Origin of the sequence: Bartonella senegalensis OS02 (genome assembly GCF_000312545.1) — a bacterium.
GTDB classification, from domain to species: domain Bacteria; phylum Pseudomonadota; class Alphaproteobacteria; order Rhizobiales; family Rhizobiaceae; genus Bartonella; species Bartonella senegalensis.
Map to the genome: position 1 here is coordinate 15,049 of NZ_HE997544.1, position 15,336 is coordinate 30,384.

12 protein-coding genes, 1 tRNA gene and 1 pseudogene are annotated in these 15,336 nt (G+C 34.8%); 4 read left to right on the top strand and 10 right to left on the bottom strand.

Annotated elements, in window-relative coordinates; translation table 11 throughout:
• The first annotated feature begins 60 nt into the window (after positions 1-60).
• Both BN200_RS07570 and BN200_RS07575 read left to right on the top strand, forming a co-directional pair.
• The gene (locus tag BN200_RS07570) at positions 61-369 is read left to right on the top strand and encodes a hypothetical protein (protein WP_019221960.1); all 309 of its coding nucleotides are present in this window, start codon (positions 61-63) and stop codon (positions 367-369) included.
• 1,854 nt (positions 370-2,223) lie between these two features.
• A complete protein-coding gene (locus BN200_RS07575) occupies positions 2,224-2,589 on the top strand; it encodes a response regulator (protein WP_019221961.1) in 366 nt (121 codons plus the stop codon).
• 337 nt (positions 2,590-2,926) lie between these two features.
• Here BN200_RS07575 and rpsI read toward each other — a convergent pair whose 3' ends face one another.
• On the bottom strand, positions 2,927-3,412 hold the full coding sequence (rpsI, locus tag BN200_RS07580; protein ID WP_019221962.1) for a 30S ribosomal protein S9: 486 nt from the start codon (positions 3,410-3,412) through the stop codon (positions 2,927-2,929).
• Positions 3,413-3,414: 2 nt separating this feature from the next.
• Complete coding sequence (gene rplM / locus BN200_RS07585) at positions 3,415-3,879, bottom strand: 50S ribosomal protein L13 (RefSeq protein WP_004861744.1); 465 nt, start codon at positions 3,877-3,879, stop codon at positions 3,415-3,417.
• 295 nt (positions 3,880-4,174) lie between these two features.
• Here rplM and recJ point away from each other — a divergent pair, with 295 nt between their 5' ends.
• Positions 4,175-5,959 carry a single-stranded-DNA-specific exonuclease RecJ gene (gene recJ / locus BN200_RS07590; protein WP_019221963.1) on the top strand — a complete coding sequence of 595 codons (1,785 nt, stop codon included), beginning with the start codon at positions 4,175-4,177 and terminating at the stop codon, positions 5,957-5,959.
• Between the two features lie 21 nt (positions 5,960-5,980).
• On the opposite strand, the gene parE is transcribed toward recJ, so the two are convergent.
• From parE to BN200_RS09800, 7 genes are all read right to left on the bottom strand, one after another.
• Positions 5,981-8,038 carry a DNA topoisomerase IV subunit B gene (gene parE / locus BN200_RS07595; RefSeq protein WP_019221964.1) on the bottom strand — a complete coding sequence of 686 codons (2,058 nt, stop codon included), beginning with the start codon at positions 8,036-8,038 and terminating at the stop codon, positions 5,981-5,983.
• An 82-nt stretch (positions 8,039-8,120) separates the two neighbouring features.
• Positions 8,121-8,858, bottom strand: a complete 738-nt coding sequence (gene lipB, locus BN200_RS07600; RefSeq protein ID WP_019221965.1) for a lipoyl(octanoyl) transferase LipB — start codon at positions 8,856-8,858, stop codon at positions 8,121-8,123.
• Positions 8,859-9,006: 148 nt separating this feature from the next.
• Positions 9,007-9,870, bottom strand: a complete 864-nt coding sequence (locus BN200_RS07605) for a TPM domain-containing protein (protein ID WP_019221966.1) — start codon at positions 9,868-9,870, stop codon at positions 9,007-9,009.
• Positions 9,870-10,514, bottom strand: coding sequence for a LemA family protein (locus tag BN200_RS07610; protein WP_019221967.1), 645 nt, complete (start codon positions 10,512-10,514; stop codon positions 9,870-9,872). Before BN200_RS07610 ends, BN200_RS07605 begins: the two co-directional genes overlap by 1 nt.
• Before the next feature lie 1,783 nt (positions 10,515-12,297).
• Positions 12,298-12,906 (bottom strand): fumarylacetoacetate hydrolase family protein, encoded by a 609-nt coding sequence (locus BN200_RS07615; protein WP_034989400.1) that lies wholly within the window; start codon positions 12,904-12,906, stop codon positions 12,298-12,300.
• 20 nt (positions 12,907-12,926) lie between these two features.
• A complete protein-coding gene (locus BN200_RS09795; RefSeq protein ID WP_019221971.1) occupies positions 12,927-13,394 on the bottom strand; it encodes an NAD(P)-dependent oxidoreductase in 468 nt (155 codons plus the stop codon).
• Positions 13,339-13,527 (bottom strand): NAD(P)-dependent oxidoreductase, encoded by a 189-nt coding sequence (locus tag BN200_RS09800; RefSeq protein WP_244426908.1) that lies wholly within the window; start codon positions 13,525-13,527, stop codon positions 13,339-13,341. Before BN200_RS09800 ends, BN200_RS09795 begins: the two co-directional genes overlap by 56 nt.
• Positions 13,528-14,286: 759 nt before the next feature.
• Here BN200_RS09800 and BN200_RS10020 point away from each other — a divergent pair.
• A pseudogene (locus BN200_RS10020) lies at positions 14,287-14,877 on the top strand (DNA adenine methylase); the annotation flags it as partial.
• 184 nt (positions 14,878-15,061) lie between these two features.
• On the opposite strand, the gene BN200_RS07630 reads toward BN200_RS10020, so the two are convergent.
• Positions 15,062-15,138, bottom strand: a tRNA-Pro gene (locus tag BN200_RS07630).
• Positions 15,139-15,336: the final 198 nt, after the last annotated feature.

Below are 15,336 nucleotides of genomic sequence, written 5' to 3' on the forward strand. Positions count from 1 at the left end.
CTAACCATTTTAACTGTATCACTATGATACGTTTTTAAATAATTTATAAACAATGAGGAAATGGGTAGTTCAAGTTCATCACATGATTCAGATAATTCATGTAGTGTTGGTGATATTTTTAGTGCAGCGCCTGAAACAGGGAAACAGTGTTATGCGTTTGGATCAAAAGTAGGTGAATTTGGAGGAACTGTACTAGGAGGAGCTGTAGCGATAGCGTTTGGACCTGAAACAGCAGGTCTAAGTGTAGCAGGTACCTTAGGAGCGGCTGCAGTGGGAGGTTATGTGGCTTCAGTAATCAAAGGTTCAGCTGCTTATCTTTCTGCGGGTGCGGAAAATTTAGCATATAATACTTATCAATTTATAAAGTAATTTAAAAATTATATATGATATATATATCAAATAATAACATATTTGTAGACATATTTAATAAATATGTCTATTCATTTCTAAAATAAATTGCGATATATATATTTTGATTAAGAAATTTATGTATTATGTATATTTTAAATAGTATTAATGATTTATTTTTATCATTTTGCTATATATTTATTTAAATTATATTATTTATATAAGAGGCATATTGAAAATTACATTATGAAAAACTTATTAATAAGATTAATTTAATTTTTTATATTTTCCTTTATATTATTTTTATTATGTTAAGTTTTATATAATAGATAATTTTATTTAAATAATATTTTAATATAAATAAAATTTATAAATAAATATCTATTATTTCTAATAAAATATAATAATTTTTACATTTTAAAATGAGACATATTATGAGTGATATTAATTTTTGTTATTAAAAAATTCATTATTTGCAACAAATATTTTTGTAATTTTAAGTATATATTTTTATAAATTAAATTTTTCTAATTGGTGGCAGTCTATGCAATTAAGATAAGTTATTATTATTATTGTGTACTTTATAATATATTTTGGAATATTTCATTAATATCATTTATATTTATAACTATAAATATTATACATACTTTTAAATTTAAGAAATGGATAAATGAAAGATTAATATGAATTAAATATATTTTATTTGAATATTTGTATATTTTATTTTCTAATTATTATGGTGGTTATTATTGATATAGATGGATTTTATTAATTTTAATTATAAAACTATTTAGTTCAATTATTATCATTATTACTGTTATATTCTTAACAGTTTTGTACTTTAAATCTAATGGATACAGTAAAAAGAAACTAGGAAAAAGCTATTATTATTAGCAAAGTTATTTTTTATACTTATAGCCATAACGTCTTTTTTGAAATTCATTATTATTAAAATAAATTTAAATTAATTAATATTATTATATTGTAGAAAAGTAATGTGATATTATCAAAAAACTTAGTCAAGCTTATTTTTTAATTTTGGCTAACAGGGCAAAGAGCAAAATAAAGCTTCATATCCTCCTCTTTCAATAAATAAAAATGATACTTTAAGCTGATATTGCATAATAAGCCTAGAGCTATACAGATGTTATTGTTTATCAATGATAAAACTCATGTGATTGATGTATAGAAATTACGAAAGATTGAGGGAATTTTTATGTGGAATTTATACCTTCAAGACCTTTATGAAAATAATAAAAGAGAGGAAATAAGTGGGAAGGAGATGTTAAGAACTTGTAATGAGATTTTTCAATGTTGTATCCACTTTTGCATTGAACTTTGCATTAATTGCATATGTGATCTATTCTAAAATTTTGTTTAAAATTTATCGGTAATCTTTATTCTGACGTATTATTGAAGAGCTATTTGATCTATCATACAAATGTTTGAGACAATAAAATATTATAATAGTAAACGCTCTAATTTAACAAATTAAACGCTGATTGTTTGCACCCAAACAACCAATGCATATCAAAGTGATTTATATTTTTTCCCTCTTTAAAATGCACATTTGAGCGAAGTTTCAGGTTGATATTTTTCTACAATGAAAAAACCTCTGCGTTATCAAGATATCCATAAAATTTGTATATTATTTCAAAAAATACACGATAAACTTACAGTTATTATGATTTTATGCTTATAAAATGAAAAAACATAGTGATAAGCATGGCAAATATTTGCGAAAAAATGCTTTTAACAAAAATTATGGAGGCTCTTTGTGGTTTACAATTTTTTTGATCATTTTATCTTAGATTAGAGGGAGTGTGTATTCATGTTTCTTTATCAATTTTATTGCAAAAGGGCGGAGTTATAGGAATGTCAAAAAAAGTCATGATCGTGGAAGATAACGAACTGAATATGAAGTTATTCCGTGATCTTGTAGAAGCGAGTGGCTATGAAACTGTTGAGACGCGTAATGGTCTTATGGCATTAGATTTAGCGCGTTCATCCATGCCTTCCCTTATCCTTGTAGATATTCAGCTGCCTGAAGTGTCAGGTATCGATGTTATTAAACAATTAAAAGAGGATGAGGAACTTCGATCTATCCCCGTTGTTGCTGTAACAGCCTTTGCGATGAAGGGGGATGAAGAACGAATTCGTGCCAGTGGATGTGAGGAATATATGTCAAAGCCTATTTCTGTTCCTCATTTTATCTCAATGGTAAAGAACTTTTTGAACTGAAACTTTGTTCAAGAATAGTGGAAAAAGACACTCAGAACTTCATGAGAGAACTGAAAGGTATATTGTAAATGTTTCTATGAACAAGAATGTAAATCTACCCAAGTTATTTATACTTGATTTAGTAGAGCACGAATTCTAGAAATAAGAATCGAAGTTTTGGAGCTTTTCTGATTGATTTTTTTCTAATTCTCTTATCTAAAAAATACAGATTTGTTACTATATTTTCCCAAAAGAATATTGATCAACGAGCCCAATCTAACGCTATAAGAGCATTCTGCTTTTCGCAAACAAAAAGCCCTGTTGAAACAGAGCTCTATGAATTGTAAAAAAATTAAAATTAACGCTTTGAGAATTGGAAAGAACGACGCGCTTTCGCTTTACCATATTTTTTACGTTCAACAACACGGCTATCACGGGTAAGAAAGCCACCTTTTTTCAGGATTGTACGAAGTTCTGGTTCGTAATAGGTTAAAGCTTTAGAAATGCCATGGCGTACCGCACCAGCTTGTCCAGAAAGACCGCCGCCTGCAACGGTTGCAACAATATCAAATTGAGTATCCCTGTTTGTTGCAACAATTGGCTGGCGAAGAATCATTCTAAGAACAGGACGGGCAAAATATTCGTCAAATTCTTTATTGTTAATGGTGATTTTTCCAGAGCCAGGCTTGATCCATACGCGAGCAACAGCATCTTTACGTTTTCCTGTTGCATAGGCACGCCCTTGTGAATCAAGCTTTTGCACATGAACAGGAGCGACATTTTCACGAGCTTCTGCAGTATTTGTAACAACACTAAGCTCAGCAAGAGAATTAATTTCAGCCATAATCAAGCAATCCTTTTGTTTTTGCGGTTTAAAGCACCAACGTCAAGAGCTTCGGGCTGTTGTGCCGCATGCGGGTGTTGGCTTCCAGCGTAAACACGGAGATTCTTCAATTGGCGACGACCAAGAGGTCCACGAGGAATCATACGTTCTACAGCTTTTTCAACGACGCGTTCAGGAAAACGTCCTTCAAGAATCTGACGTGCTGTACGCTCTTTAATTCCACCGATATAGCCAGTATGCCAATAATATTTTTTATCTGTATATTTTTTACCGGTGAGAGATATTTTATCTGCATTGATCACAATAACATTGTCACCATCATCAACATGTGGAGTAAATGTAGCTTTATGTTTACCACGTAAGCGGTTAGCAACAAATGTGGCAAGACGCCCTAAAACGAGGTTTTCTGCGTCAATAATAACCCATTTTTTCACCACTTCAGTTGGCTTTTGTGAAAAAGTTGCCATAGAAGTATCCTTGTATCAAAGCCCTTGTAGCATGAGGGCATTTTCATTGTTTGCGTTGAAAATTGTTAGCACAGCGAAATATTTAACGCGTATGACTTACTCTGATATAATGTCTTTTGATTTGCGTCAAGAGAAAATAAAAAACTTATAAAACAGTACTTTATAATAGAGGTATTATAATACCATATATTGGAAAGTGTATATAGGTTTTAAGTTAGAGTGAATATTATAAAAGACACTTTTACCTTGAATGCGTGATTGTATTTTATTTGCCTTCATTATAAAATAAACACCAATGCATCACTCTCGTTATTTTCTCAATATTCAATCTTCTGCTTGTGGTCAGGCGTGGTTAGATGCCCTTGATATTCAAGGGATAAATAATGCACACGCTATTTCTCAGAAATTTGGTTTTCCAGATCAATTAGCCCGTGTTCTCTCGGCAAGAGATGTCGATGAATCTAAAGCTGTTTCTTTTATTAATCCGACCTTGCGCACACTCATGCCTGATCCAGAAAGTTTTAGGGATATGCAATGCGCAGCAGAGCGCATCGTGAAAGCTATTCTAGAGCAAGAGAAAGTTGCAATTTTTGGTGATTATGATGTTGATGGTGCTTGTTCATCAGCACTCATAGCCCGCTTTCTGCGTTATTTTGGTGTCAAAGTAAAAATTTATATTCCTGATCGGATTGTTGAAGGATATGGTCCCAATGAACAAGCAATGGGGCTGTTAGTACAACAAGGTGTTCGTTTGATTATCACAGTTGATTGTGGTGCGAACAGTCCAGATGCCATAAAAGCAGCAAGGCTTGCAGGTGCTGATGTTGTCGTTTTAGATCATCATCAAATGTCAGAAGTTCATCAAGAAGCTGTTGCTCTTGTCAATCCTAATCGTCCAGATGATTTTTCTGGACAGGGGCATTTATGTGCTGCTGGCGTTGTCTTTGTTACCTTAGCATGGGTTCATCATTTGTTGCGAAAGAAGAAGTTTGCAGGAAAGCTTCCTGATCTTCTCAGTATGCTTGATCTTGTTGCATTGGCAACCGTATGTGATGTTGTTCCATTACAAGGTGTTAATCGTGCTTTTGTGGTAAAAGGGCTCCAGGTTGCCCGTTCTATGCATAATCCTGGAATAGCAGCTTTAACAAAAGTTGCACGTATAGGTGAGCCACTCAATAGTTTTCATTTCGGTTTTTTATTAGGTCCTAGAATTAATGCGGGAGGGCGTATTGGTGATCAGGCTTTAGGAGCACGTTTGCTGAGCTGTGAGGATAAAGAGGAAGCAGACAGAATAGCAGAACAATTGAATCAACTAAACCAAGAACGTCAAGAAATGGAGGATATGCAATTAACGCAAGCAGAATCTTATATTGATTCTCTTTATCAAGATCGAGAAACACCGCTATCGCTTGTAATTGCTCATCAAGAGTGGCATCCAGGAATTATTGGTATTCTTGCGTCTCGTTTAAAAGAGCGTTTTTTTTGTCCTGTGTTTGCCATTGCTTTGAAAGAAGATGGAAGTGGTGTAGGGTCAGGGCGTTCAATTAGCGGTATAGATTTAGGAGCACTTGTTCGTGAAGCCGTTACACTCAATTTATTAGAAAAAGGGGGAGGGCACAGCATGGCAGCAGGAATCACAATCCAACCGACAAAAATTGAGATTTTTCGAGAATGGTTGGAAGAGAAAGTCTCTTTGAATGTTTCACAGTTGCGTGCTAAAAAGTCTCTTAGTATAGATGGTTGCCTTTCTGCTTCTGGTGCTAATAAAGAACTTTTTGATATGATTGAAAAGGCGGGTCCCTTTGGTTCAGGCAATACGACGCCTGTTTTTGTTCTTCCTTCTCATCGATTAATAAATCTGTGTGAGGTTGGTAAAGGACATCTCCGCCTTGTTATGGCTAATATGGAAGGAAAAAAACTGCAAGGGATAGCTTTCCGTGCTGTAGGGACTCCGCTTGGTCATTTTCTCTCTGGAAATGTTGGTGAAATAATCCATATAGCTGGTAATATGAGTTTAAATTATTGGAATGGAAATATCAGTCCACAACTTCGCGTTATTGATGCAGCCGCAGTGATTTGAGAGGAATATTCTCTGCAATTATCAGATATCTAGATTGGAAGCAAAAGTAGAGTTTTCCTGTATGAAACGAAACCGTGCTTCTGGTTTTGTTCCCATTAAGCTTTCTACAGTATTTTTTGTTTCTTGTACTTCTTCCGCATTAATAGAAACGCGTAGTAATGTACGTTTTTGAGGATGCATAGTGGTTTCTTTAAGTTGTTCGGCACGCATTTCACCAAGTCCTTTGAAACGCCCAATTTCGATTTTAGCTTTTCCAGTGAATTCAGTTTTTAGCAATTCATCCTTATGGGTGTCATCACGCGCATAAGCAATTTTTCCTCCTTGCGATATTCTGTAAAGGGGAGGAACAGCAAGGTATAAGTGTCCCTGACGAATAAGATCGGGCATTTCTTGGAAGAAGAAGGTAATAAGCAGAGAGGCAATATGAGCGCCATCAACATCTGCATCTGTCATAATGATAATACGTTCATATCTGAGATCTTTTTCGCGATACTTGGAGCGTGTTCCACATCCAAGAGCAAGTATAAGGTCACTAATTGTTTGGCTTGAATTCATTTTTTCGTGTGCAGCACTGGCTACATTGAGGATTTTTCCACGAAGAGGTAAAATGGCTTGGTTTGCTCTGTTGCGTGCTTGTTTAGCTGAACCACCAGCAGAGTCACCTTCAACAATGAATAATTCAGCACCAACGGCACAGTTTTGACTACAATCAGCGAGTTTACCGGGGAGACGTAATTTACGGACGGCTGTCTTTCGATTGATTTCTCTGTCTTGGCGCCGTCTAACGCGTTCCTCAGCACGTTCAACAATCCAATCAAGAAGTTTTGTTGATTCTTGTGGAGAATTTGTCAACCAATGATCAAAAGGATCCCGTATTGCATTCTCAACGATACGCTGCGCTTCGATTGTTGCTAATCGGTCTTTTGTTTGTCCGACAAATTCAGGATTTTTAATAAATACTGAAAGTATTGCAGCAGTTGAAATCATAACATCGTCGGATGTAATGATAGCAGCGCGTTTGTTTCCTATTAATTCAGCGTAAGATTTTAATCCGCGCAAAAGAGCTTGACGCAGTCCCATTTCGTGTGTTCCACCTTCTCCGGTGGGAATAGTATTGCAGTAAGATTGTACATGAGCATCGCCACCATGCCAAGCAATAGCCCATTCAACGGAGCCATGATCATTAGAGTGTTTTGTTTTGCCAGAAAAAATTTCCGATGTGACTCGAAATTCATCTTTTAGTGATGAGAGTAGATAATCTTTAAGTCCATCTGGGAAATGAAAAACAGCTTTTTCAGGAATATTTTTTGTATTTTCAAGTAAGGTAGGATCGCAATTCCAACGAATTTTTACGCCGCCAAAAAGATAGGCTTTGGAACGTGCCATCTTATAAATTTTTTCTGGATCGAAAGCTGCTTTTTCACCGAAAATTTTATTATCAGGATGAAAGCGAACGCGTGTGCCACGACGATTATAAACATCCCCCAAATCTTCCAAGCCAGATTGCGGAATACCGCGCGAGAAGCGTTGTCGGTAAAGTTTGCGTTCTCGTGCTACTTCAACTTCCATATAGTCAGAAAGAGCATTAACAACAGAAATTCCTACACCATGCAGTCCACCAGCTGTTTGATAAGCTTTACCATCAAATTTACCTCCTGAATGGAGTTGTGTCATAACGACTTCAAGAGTTGATTTTCCAGGCATTTGAGGATGATTTTCGACAGGAATGCCACGTCCATTGTCAGTAACTGTTAAATAGCCGTTTTTCTCTAAGGATACATCAATGAAGTCGGCATAACCAGCAACGGCTTCATCCATTGCATTATCAATAATTTCGGAAAACAAATGATGAAGTGCTTTGCTGTCTGTCCCCCCAATATACATTCCAGGACGCAAACGTACAGGCTCTAGTCCTTCGAGTACACGAATAGACAGTGCGTTATAGTCATCTTTTTGCGTATCTTTTTTCGAAGTCATTGCTTCTGAGTTCACGGGAGATTGCAGATTTTTTGCTTTTGTATTGATCCGAGACTGCGCATTATTTAAAATACTAAAAAGATCTTTGCTGTTATCGCTCATAGCGTTTGATTATCCACCTCATAAAATATAATTTTCATGAAAATAAATTTTATGCCTGTTTTTTATTTAAAAATCAATGCAGTTAGGAAACATCAATTGTTGGACCGAAAATTTGTTCAAAGATTTGTTTGAGAGCAATATCAATATCTTGCATTGTTACAGGCAAACCGAGATCAAGAAAGCTGGTTACACCGTGATTTGTGATTCCACAGGGAACAATTCCTGAATAATGGGCTAAATGAGGATCAACATTAATGGCAATTCCATGAAAACTCACCCATTTACGTACACGAATGCCAATAGCTGCAATTTTATCTTCTTGATGTGATTCACTTTGTGTTGATTGGCAATTGTGTCGTTGAACCCAAACACCAACGCGATCTTCACGTCGTTCACCTTTAATATTAAATTTTGCAAGCATCTGTATGATCAATTCTTCTAATGCACTAATAAAAGCACGAATGTCTTGTTTTCGGCGTTTAAGATCAAGCATAATGTAAGCAATACGTTGCCCTGGACCATGATATGTAAATTCACCACCACGCCCTGCTTCATAAACGGGAAATAAATGCGGTGTTAAAAGATCTTTTTTCTTCGCACTTGTACCAGCTGTATAGAGGGGCGGATGCTCAAGGAGCCAAACTTGTTCATGTGCTTTTTTTGCAAGAATGTTTTCTACACGCTCTTGCATATAGCGCAATGCTTCAGGATATTCGACCAAGCTATTACTTGTTTTCCATTCTACCGGTGGACTTCCAGGAACTGCTTTAAACTGATGTGATAAGTGATCACGATCAATATGTTTGAATTCAAATGTCATGTGCAATATTTATGTTGGTGTTTGAATTTGTGCTGTAATGAAGTAAGATAATGATAGAGTAAGATGTCAAACATTTTATTAAAAGCAAGATAATACAGTCGTAAATTTTATCTTAAGAATTTTCTACGTTTCAAAATCTGTTTTTATTTTACCATCTTCCTGTTGCACCACCACCACCAGATGATCCACCACCACCGGAAAATCCACCTCCCCCAAATGATCCATCACCTCTTGAATTGTTGCCAAAGATATTGCCAGAGCGTCTATCTCTAGCTAAAAACCAAGGTGTGAAAACTATTCCCATCCAGAGATATTTTTGTGGTCCTACTTTTTTTCCAAAAATCATTGCAAGAACGGGCAGAATAAATAGGATAAAGAATATTAAAAAAAAGATGATTGCATTCGCTATCATTTCTTCTTTTTCAGCTTGTTTACGTTTTTCTTCAACAATCTTAACCTTTTGCTTGATTCGAAAAGAAAAATCAGAATCATTTTCTGTAATGACATTGATAATTGCATGAACTGCTTCGACAATTCCTTTTTGATAGTTTCCTTCACGAAAATTAGGAAGAACGAAGCTATTAATGATAACTGTGGAAAGAGCGTCTGTTAGCACTCCTTCCAAACCATAGCCCACTTCAATACGCATTTCACGTTCATTCGGTGCAATGACAAGTAATACACCGTTGTTAATTTGTTTTTGGCCTAATCCCCATCTGCGAAAAAGAGAATTACTATATGTTTCTATATCGCTTCCTGAAAGGGTAGAGAGAGTTACAATAACAATTTGATCTCCAGTTTTCTCTTCGAGTTCAGCCAATTTATCTGTTAAACCCTGCTTTGTTGCATTATCGAGCAAATGAGCTACATCGTTAACATAGCCAGTTAAGGGAGGAAATTTGTTTTGCGAACAAGCAATATCCCCCGATGCAGCGACAAAGAACAGAAAGCTAATAAAAGCCAATAGATGTGTAAAAACATTGCGTTGTATAAAATATCGAAAGGGTTTCATTAATTAAAATTGACTTTCGGTGTTTGTTGGCTATTGGTATCGATTGTAAATGTCGGCATAGGCTTAGCATCACGAAACCATAATTTTGCCCAAAGTATTGTTGGCATTGTTTTTAGTGCGGTATTGTAGACACGTACTGTTTCAATATAATCACGGCGTGCAACAGAAATCCGGTTTTCAGTTCCTTCTAATTGTGATTGAAGAGCAAGAAAATTCTGATTTGCTTTAAGGTCAGGATAATTTTCAACAATAGCCATAAGACGTGAAAGTGCGCTTGATAAATTTGCTTGATTGTTAAGATATTGCTGCATCATTTCTGGATTATTCAACAGATCGGCATTAATATTTACTTGTGTTGCTTTTGCACGTGCTTCAACAACATTGGTAAAAACATCTTTTTCATGGGCAGCATAGGCTTTAACAGTTTCCACAAGATTAGGAATAAGATCCGCACGGCGTTGATATTGGTTTAGCACTTCACTCCATGCTGCATGTGCTTTTTCTTCATTTGTTGGTATCGTATTAAATCCGCAGCCACTTAAAGAAGGTATTAAAAATGCCAAGAAAATAGCGATTGAGAATCGTCTTAACATTTTAAGCATAGGATAAGTAAACATAATTGAACCATTTCGTAAATTTAACATAAAGATATCTCCAAAGCTATTCCCTATATTATATAGGATATATGTTTTTTATAGAAAGTATTTTGAATTTTGTAAAAGAGTCATGAAGAAATTCATATCTTTATAATTTTTTATTTTTTAACTGATTGGTTTGTATTAAAATGAAGATAATTCTGTAAATACCCGCTTATAAAATACTAAATTAATTTTGTAATATAAATTTCAATTATTATTACAGTATATTGAGTTCTTTCTGCCTTTTTATTTAGAAATCTAATATTTTTTAGGAAATAATAATGGAGAGAGGAAATTTTTGAGGACCTTGGAGATAAAAATTCAGGCGAATTTTGGGATAGATACATTGGTTGAACCCGATTAAAATTCAAATAACAATTTACAATGTGGCGTTTGGGAAATTTTTCCATTAAAATGTCAAAAGCATTGGTATCAAGGGAGTGATGAACTATTTTGATAGTAAAGTGAGTCTGCTTTTTTGATTATGTATGGTAGCTATTGATTAATGTACCCAATCACGAAAACGGCTATATGTGCACTGCCTTTCACGCTGAAGATCTCTATATGCACTGCGTTGAATGCGGAAAAATGCATTCGCTTCACTATGCAGCTACCGTAAAAAATGAGCTGTTAATACAGCATATTCAATTCTAATCTGCAAAATTCACATCAAAGTCATTAGAAAATTGTTAGCTGGCGGTTAAAATTCTAAACGCTGGAAGAAGTTAGCAGATTCTGTCAATCTGAATATTGCAAAAAGCAAAGAGACTTTTGTCGACTAACTACAACTTAAGCCGTAACTGCATTTGTTTGATAAAATCAGCGAATGGATTTACAGGCTATCAGCCAAGAATAGACTTGTGTAGGAGCACTCGTTATTAAATCTGCTATGAGCTGCCAGCTTCTATAACCTGAGATTTATGGTATCTCTTGGTGATAGTGAGGTCAATGAGAGAGTTAAAACTTTTGCTAAAGAGATCATTCTTAATTTTAATTTATTAAAATTCGAAGAGTCCATTATTGCTCAGCTTAAAGTTCTTCTATACAGAAAAAGGGAGGAATTGCTGGTAGTATAAGCTCTATCACGAGGTTAGAGATATTAAGAGCAATAAACAGGCAAGACCATGAAAAGGTTTTCTTGTAAGTCGTGCAATTTATTATCGAAAAAAGTTATTCAAAGAAAATAAAAAAGAAAACAGAGATAAAACTGTCCCTGTTGCTATATTTATATATTCTTTTACGTGTTTCTTTTTTTTAATGGTGCTAGCCAAATGATATAAAAATGGTCATCAAAGTGAACCACGCAAATATGTTAAAGGGAATGTATGGTTATAAGTTCAAATCCTTTTTTTATTCCACTACCAGAAGACAAGAATTTTGGGAAGGCTGCGATATAGAATATTGATACTTTAGTATTTTTGTCATAAAATCGTCCATATAGCGAGTTAGAGTTCTTACTTTATCCTTTGCATTATTTTTATTTTTGATATGAGCTCTTTTGAATTTAAGCTGTTTATTCCAGCCTTAAGCGATTTAATTCTCATCTATAATAAGTAGCAGCTACCCGTGAGTTTCACTAAACAAAGAGTGTTTTATAGTTGAGGATAATCGCTGATACACCTAGTATAGAAAATATCCCGTGCGCATATGTTGGTGTACACAATCCTGCAACGTTGGCAGGTGCATTCTTTTTTCTCAGTCTTGTTGCCTTATCGATGATAAGGGCGGTATTAGGTCTAGGCGGTATGACTAAAATAATGAGACTATGAAAAGGTAAGTATTTGATGATTCATTTGACTGTTATTTCTGAAATTAATTTATCATCGAGATATAATTCTATTCGATCAAATGGAGAAAGTTTGCCTACAACTTGTGGAGTCCCTGTATATATTATATCATCACTCCTTAGCTGAATGTAGCGACTTAAGAATGATATTATTTTCTCAAAGCTAAAGATCATATCTTTTGTATTGCCAAGTTGCATCGTTTCACCATTTAGCTTCATTTCAAAGGTTATAGGATTGTCTATTTTTTCCTTACTTATGAAGTCAGAAACGTATGCGGCTCCTTTAAATCCTTTAGACAAAAGCCAAGGAAGCTTTTTTTCTTTCAATTTTGTTTGTAGATCTCTAGCAGTTAGATCAAGTCCCACCGCTACTGCATCGTAACATTCTTCCGCTTCTATCTCATTGACCATAAAAGTGTCCTTTGAAATTCTAAGTACAATTTCAGTTTCGAAATGTATTTCTTGAGAAAAGTTGGGGAGAAAAATTTGATTTCCTAACACGAGTGAACTGTTCGGCTTACTAAATATAACGGGTTCATCTTCAACAACATTGCCCAGTTCATGTGCATGTTCCACATAATTGCGCCCAACACAGTAAATATTGTTAATCATAAAAAAAACCATCAAGTCTTTCATTTTATTTTTATATAGGCAAGATATAACCTCGTTGCAACAATATCTCTTCTCATATCAATTATGAGAGATTTCTGAAAAATATGCATGATATGAGTTAAAATCATGCCTTGATGATAGCCAATCAGCATTTTCTTTCCAAGCTTGAATGAGAGGTAAGAGGGGGGGTATTTTATGGCTCTACGGGGCGGACCCTTAAGGAGTGCATGGAACTTAAGATGCTCCCTTAGAAGCTTTTCTAAACAATCAAAATAACTCAAGATTTTACTCTTTGCAGTATTCACTAAGATGACATTTTTCTTCATCTTTTTGAGGAATTCTGAATTAATCATTCCCATGTTTTTTGTAGGAGGGCAATGCAATGATACCACATCAGATTCTTCTAGAAACACGTTCATATCTTCTAGAAGTTTAAAGATGGACGTAATTGAATGATTTTTGTAGACTTTCATCAATATATGGATCATAGACAAACATTTTGAATCCAAAAGGCTTTAATCTTTCTAGTGTTGCTCTTCCTATTTTACCCAAGCCAATTAATCGGATGGTCTTGTGCTTTGGAGGGAATGTTTTAAGATTATTCTCTTGCTCAATCACCATGTCTGAATAGTTATCTGGAACTTTCCAAAATCATGTTTTCAGTCACTCCATTCATACAATAAGGAGGGGCAAATTCAACAGCATGTTTTTAAGCGCTTCATTGTCTACCTAGCAAATCGTACTGCTATTTTGCATTTACACAATTTCTTCGATGTTTTTTCTGTTATTTTTGTATGCCAGATTATAAGTCCTCAATCTCTTTTAAAATTTCATCAAGAAAGTTGTCTCCACATTTAAAGAGATAAATAAATAAAATTTAGTGCCTAAGTCCACCAGTGATTTTATTTCAATTATAGAGGAACAATTAAAAACATTAAAGAGTATAAAAATAGTGAAATTTTCTCTTTGATACTGTAGTAAATATACATTTAAACACGCAAAAAACACCGTACAGAACTATTTTGTATTTTGGGGTGAAATTCACACATTAATTAAAAATTGTTCTGTACGGTCAAATTTAGGGAAAAATCCCATAGGTAAAATTATGGATTAATGTAGCAATACTAAAATGTTTGTTCTTAAAAAATCGTAAACAGTCAATGCAAAAAAGTTTATTGTAAAAGTTTTTTATCACCCGTTATGGATATTTTATTTTACAATAAAACCAGTATAGTAATCGGATATGATGAAGTTATTTAGTTATTGATACTACTGAGTTTTCTGCTTCTATCTCTCATTCTAGGAAGCTTTCAAGGGTAAGTTTTTTTTATGATCTGTGCTTTTGGTATAAAGAGATGCAATGTTGTCATTTTTTGATGATTTTTTCGGATGTTACAACGTCATTATCACCCTTTTACGGTTTTTTTGCAGTCTCAGATAAGCAGTCGTGAGGCGTTTCAACGATGACGTACTCAAGATCCCAACACCCTCACGGATTTAGAACGGGCTTTGCGGTTTTTATATTTGCAGCGGTTAAGCTTTAGCGCGAAGGTAGGCAATCGTACGTTTAGAGTTGAAAAAGACCGTAGGGCAGGGTTTAATCCTTTGAAACTTGAAAGCCTATTAAAGCTCATAGACCGTCGCTTAGCGAGTGCTAGCATTGAACATTTAGATTGGTCTGATTTTATTGTGGTTATGACCGGCCCAATATTTTGTTTTATCTAGATCCCCCTTATTGGGGCATGGAGGATTGCTACGGAAAGGACTTCTTTAAGCGGGAGGATTACCAGACGATGTCTGCGCTGCTTGCGCAATTAAAGGGGAAGTTTCTTCTCTCTCAATGATGTGCCAGAGATACGAAAAATTTTTAGTCAATTTACCCTAAAAGAGCTGAGAACAATTTATTCTTGTAACTCTTCAAATAATGCGATTCCGGCAACAGAATTGATCATTACCAATTGCAACTTTTAGGAAAAGACAAAAAGATTCACGAAAAGGGTCTTTAAATGACCTTTAAAAGGCTTTTGAAGCCCCTTTGAGAACCCCTTCAAAAAATTGAAAAAAAATAAATTGGTACAAAACTTGGTGTCAAAATATGCAAAATCCGCTGATAAGCTACAATATACAAAATAATGACAAGCTAAAGAGGAAGAAATGGTCGGAGCGGCGGGATTTGAACCCACGACCCCTTGACCCCCAGTCAAGTGCGCTACCAGGCTGCGCTACGCTCCGAACTGTGAAAAACGACTAAACGACTGTTTCTTTAAAGGCAAGAGAAAAATAAAATCTTAAAGTACCTTTCCATTTTTTTAAAGAGCTTATTTGCATAAAAGAAATCTTAAACTTTGAGATTTTCTTGCTGTTTTAGGATAAATAATTAAATTATAAAGCTCTTAGTTATCGTTGATTTTATAGCAGCTATAAGTACAC

Excerpts from the sequence above, each read along its gene's own strand:
- BN200_RS07570 (WP_019221960.1), top strand. The coding sequence starts at position 61 with ATGGGTAGTTCAAGTTCATCACATGATTCAGATAATTCATGTAGTGTT.
- BN200_RS09800 (WP_244426908.1), bottom strand. The coding sequence starts at position 13,527 with ATGGTGATTGAGCAAGAGAATAATCTTAAAACATTCCCTCCAAAGCAC.
- rpsI (WP_019221962.1), bottom strand. The coding sequence starts at position 3,412 with ATGGCTGAAATTAATTCTCTTGCTGAGCTTAGTGTTGTTACAAATACT.
- BN200_RS07605 (WP_019221966.1), bottom strand. The coding sequence starts at position 9,870 with ATGAAACCCTTTCGATATTTTATACAACGCAATGTTTTTACACATCTA.
- BN200_RS09795 (WP_019221971.1), bottom strand. The coding sequence starts at position 13,394 with ATGATCCATATATTGATGAAAGTCTACAAAAATCATTCAATTACGTCC.
- parE (WP_019221964.1), bottom strand. The coding sequence starts at position 8,038 with ATGAGCGATAACAGCAAAGATCTTTTTAGTATTTTAAATAATGCGCAG.
- BN200_RS07610 (WP_019221967.1), bottom strand. The coding sequence starts at position 10,514 with ATGTTAAATTTACGAAATGGTTCAATTATGTTTACTTATCCTATGCTT.
- rplM (WP_004861744.1), bottom strand. The coding sequence starts at position 3,879 with ATGGCAACTTTTTCACAAAAGCCAACTGAAGTGGTGAAAAAATGGGTT.
- BN200_RS07615 (WP_034989400.1), bottom strand. The coding sequence starts at position 12,906 with ATGATTAACAATATTTACTGTGTTGGGCGCAATTATGTGGAACATGCA.
- recJ (WP_019221963.1), top strand. The coding sequence starts at position 4,175 with ATGCATCACTCTCGTTATTTTCTCAATATTCAATCTTCTGCTTGTGGT.
- lipB (WP_019221965.1), bottom strand. The coding sequence starts at position 8,858 with ATGACATTTGAATTCAAACATATTGATCGTGATCACTTATCACATCAG.
- BN200_RS07575 (WP_019221961.1), top strand. The coding sequence starts at position 2,224 with ATGTCAAAAAAAGTCATGATCGTGGAAGATAACGAACTGAATATGAAG.